The 4,040-nt window shown below is 71.5% G+C and carries 1 protein-coding gene; it reads left to right on the top strand.

Features of this window, described 5'->3' with window-relative positions; all coding sequences use genetic code 11:
* Positions 1–22 precede the first annotated feature (22 nt).
* Positions 23–4,040: beta-ketoacyl synthase N-terminal-like domain-containing protein (locus tag ABZU75_RS45635; protein ID WP_355569582.1), on the top strand; the 4,018-nt coding region annotated here is incomplete at its 3' end.

The following is a 4,040-nucleotide window of genomic DNA, read 5'->3' as shown; positions in this document are numbered from 1 at the left end:
GGCCGACGGCACGATTCCGTCGTTGACGGCGGAGGGTCTGGATGCGGTGCTGCGTCCCAAGGTGGACGCCGCCTGGCATCTGCACGAGCTGACCCGGGGCATGGATCTGGCCGGTTTCGTGGTGTTCTCCTCGTTCGCCGGGGTGATAGGCAACGCCGGGCAGGGCAATTACGCGGCGGCGAACACGTTCTTGGACGCGCTGGTTCAGTCGCGCCGTGCCGCGGGTCTTTCGGGCCTGTCGCTGGCCTGGGCGCTGTGGGCGCAGGAGACCGGGATGAGCAGCTCGTTGAGCGAGATCGATCTGCGGCGGATGGCGCGGGCTGGGATGCCGGCCTTGTCGGCCGAGCAGGGGCTGGCCGCGTTCGAGACGTGCCTCGCGTCGGATCGCCCGGTGGTGGCGGTGGCGCGACTGGATCTGTCGGTGCTGCGGGCGGCTCCCGAGGTGCCGCATCTGCTGCGGGGTCTGGTGCGCGTGGGCCGCCGCTCGGCCGTTTCCACATCGGCCGGCGGGGACGCGGAGTTGGTGCGGCGGCTGGCGGGGCTGGAGAAGGCCGAGCAGGTGCGGCTGGTGCTCGAGTTGGTGCGGGCGCAGGCGGCGGTGGTGCTGGGGCACGCGTCGGCGGAGACGGTCCAGGTGCGGCGGGAGTTCCGCGAGCTGGGCTTCGACTCCCTCACCGCGGTCGAGCTGCGCAACCGGCTGAACGCCGCCACCGGGCTGCGGCTGCCCGCCACCCTGGTGTTCGACTACCCGACCCCCGTGGTGCTGGCGGAGTTCCTGCTGGCCGAACTGCTGGGTCGGCAGGATCTGGCCACTGTGTCGGGTGTGGTGGCCGGGGCGAGGGCGGCGGTGGCGGACGATCCGGTGGTGATCGTGGGGATGAGCTGCCGGTTCCCCGGCGGGGTGGACTCTCCGGAAGGGCTGTGGCGGTTGCTGGTCGACGGTGAGGACGCGATCTCGCCGGTCCCGGCCGATCGAGGTTGGGATCTGGAGATGCTGTCCGGGATGGGCCTCGAGGTCCAGGGCGGCTTCCTGGCGGATGCGGTGGGATTCGACGCGGGGTTCTTCCGGATTTCGCCGCGTGAGGCGCTGGCGATGGATCCGCAGCAGCGGCTGTTGCTGGAGACGTCCTGGGAGGCGGTCGAGCGGGCCGGCATCGACCCGGCCTCGCTGAAGGGCAGCTCGACCGGCGTTTTCATGGGTACCAGCGGCCAGGACTACGCGAGTCTGATCGTGAGTGTTCAGGCGGATGTGCAGGGGCATGGTGTCACGGGTCTGGCGGCCAGCGTGTTGTCGGGTCGCCTGTCCTACACGCTGGGTCTGGAGGGCCCGGCGGTGACGGTGGACACCGCCTGCTCGTCGTCGCTGGTGGCGATGCACATGGCCGCGCAGGCCCTGCGGTCGGGCGAGTGTGATCTGGTGCTGGCCGGTGGAGTGACCGTGATGACCACCTCGCTGGGGTTCATCGGTTTCAGTGCGCAGGGTGGGCTGTCGCCGGACGGCCGGTGCAAGGCGTTCGCCGACACCGCTGACGGCACCAGCTGGGGCGAGGGCGTCGGCGTGCTGGTGCTGGAGCGGTTGTCGGACGCGCGCCGCAACGGGCATGAGGTGCTGGCGGTGATGCGGGGTTCGGCGGTCAACCAGGACGGTGCGTCCAACGGGTTGAGCGCGCCGAACGGCCCGTCGCAGCAGCGGGTGATCCGCCAGGCTCTGGCCAGTGCCGGGCTGTCGCCGTCCGAGGTGGACGCGGTGGAGGCGCACGGTACGGGCACCCGGCTGGGTGATCCGATTGAGGCGCAGGCGTTGCTGGCCACCTATGGCCAGGACCGGCCGGAGGACCGTCCGCTGTTGCTGGGGGCCGTCAAGTCGAACATCGGTCACACTCAGGCGGCCGCCGGTGTGGCCGGTGTGATCAAGATGGTCATGGCGATGCGGCACGGCGTGCTGCCCAGGACACTGCATGTGGACGCGCCGTCCTCGCACGTGGACTGGACCTCCGGCGCGGTGGAGCTGCTGACCGAGGCGGCCGAGTGGCCGCGGAACGGTCGTCCGCGCCGGGCGGGTGTGTCGTCGTTCGGGATCAGCGGCACCAACGCCCACGTCATCCTGGAGCAGGGGCCGGTGGCTCCGCAGATCGAGGCCGGAACGGTGCCGCGGGACGAGGCACCGGCCGCGGACGTGCTGCCGGTGTTGGTGTCGGGCCGTACGGCGGAGGCGTTGCGGGCGCAGGCCGGGCGGCTGGCCTCGCATGTGGAGGGCCGCGGTGAGGTGGCACTGGCCGATACCGCGTTCTCGCTGGCCACGATACGGTCGGCGTTCGAGCATCGGGCGGTGGTGCTGGCCGGCGACCGTGAGGGTGTGCTGGCCGGGCTGGGTGCGCTGGCCGAGGACCTGCCGGGTGTGGGTGTGGTGCGCGGGGTGGCCGCGACGGAGCCGCAGCTGGCGGTGTTGTTCACCGGTCAGGGCAGCCAGCGGGCGGGGATGGGCCGGGAGCTGTATGACCGGTTCCCGGTGTTCGCCGAGGCCTTGGACGCGGTGATCGCCGAGCTCGACCCGCTGCTCGACGGGCAGTCGGGTGGGTCGTTGCGGGAGGTGCTGTTCGCCGAGCCGGGTACGGCCGAGGCGGAGGCGCTGGATCAGACGGGGTGGGCGCAGCCGGCCCTGTTCGCGGTGGAGACGGCGCTGTTCCGGCTGGTGTCCTCGTGGGGAGTGCGGCCGGATGTGCTGGCCGGCCACTCGATCGGGGAGATCACCGCTGCCCATGTGGCCGGGGTGCTGTCGCTGGCCGACGCGTGCGCGTTGGTGGCGAGCCGGGCGCGGTTGATGCAGGTGCTGCCGCCGGGTGGGGCGATGGTGGCGGTGCAGGCGGCTGAGGAGGAGGTCGTCGGGCTGCTGGCCGGGCGTCAGAACGAGGTGTCGGTCGCGGCGGTCAACGGTCCCGCATCGGTGGTGATCTCCGGGGTCGAGCAGGCGGTGCTGGAGGTGGCCGCCGTGCTGGAGGAGCGGGGAGTCAAGACGCGGCGGTTGCGAGTGTCGCATGCGTTCCATTCGCCGTTGATGGAGCCGATGCTGGAGGACTTCCGTAAGCTGGCTCACCGGCTGTCCTACAACCCGCCGCGGATCCCGGTGGTGTCCACCCTTACCGGGGAGCAGGCGACGGCCGAGCAGTTGTGCTCGCCGGATTACTGGGTGGACCAGGTGCGTGGCGCGGTCCGCTTTGCCGACGGGGTCCGCGCTCTGCACGCGCAGGGCGTGCGGGCGTACCTTGAGCTGGGCCCTGACGGGGTGCTGACCGCCATGGCCGATGGCACGCTCGAGGTGGACGTGCACGACGCTGATGTGGTGCTGGTACCTGCGCTGCGCAGGGATCGTGATGAGCACATGGCGGTGATGGCGGCGCTGGCCGAGCTGCATGTGCACGGGGTGCCGGTCGACTGGCAGGCGGTGCTGCCGGGCGGGCGCCGGGTCGATCTGCCGACCTACCCCTTCGAGCATCGGCGGTACTGGCCCGAGACATCCCGCCCCCGTATGGGGAACGTGGCGGCTGCGGGGCTCGCATCCACGGGGCATCCGCTGCTGGGTGCGGCGGTGGGCCTGGCGGACTCGGATGGGGTGTTGCTGACGGGTCGTTTGTCGCTCGCGTCGCATTCGTGGCTGGGCGATCACGTGGTGGCGGGTTCGGCGGTGGTGTCGGGCAGCGTGTTCGTGGAGCTGGTGGTGCGGGCGGCGGATCAGGTGGGCTGCGATGCGGTGGAGGAGCTCACCGTGGATGCGCCGCTGGTTCTCGGTGAGGGTGGCGCGGTGGCGGTGCAGGTGTGGGTCGGCGGGGCGCAGGAGTCGGGTCACCGGACGGTGAGTGTGTACGCGCGCCCGGCCGAGGCCGATGATGGTCAGTCGTGGGTGCGGCACGCGACCGGTGTTCTCACCACGGGTGCTTCGCTTGCCGTGCCGTTCGATGTGGCGGTGTGGCCGCCGGCCGGCGCGTCCGTGATCGAGCTGGACGGGCTGTATGAGGAGCTGGCGGAGGAGGGCTTGGGGTACG

Source organism: Streptosporangium sp. NPDC005286 (assembly GCF_040607515.1).
Classification (GTDB): domain Bacteria; phylum Actinomycetota; class Actinomycetes; order Streptosporangiales; family Streptosporangiaceae; genus Streptosporangium.
Note: the sequence above shows the minus strand (reverse complement) of the source record. Positions and strands in the feature narration are given on the sequence as shown.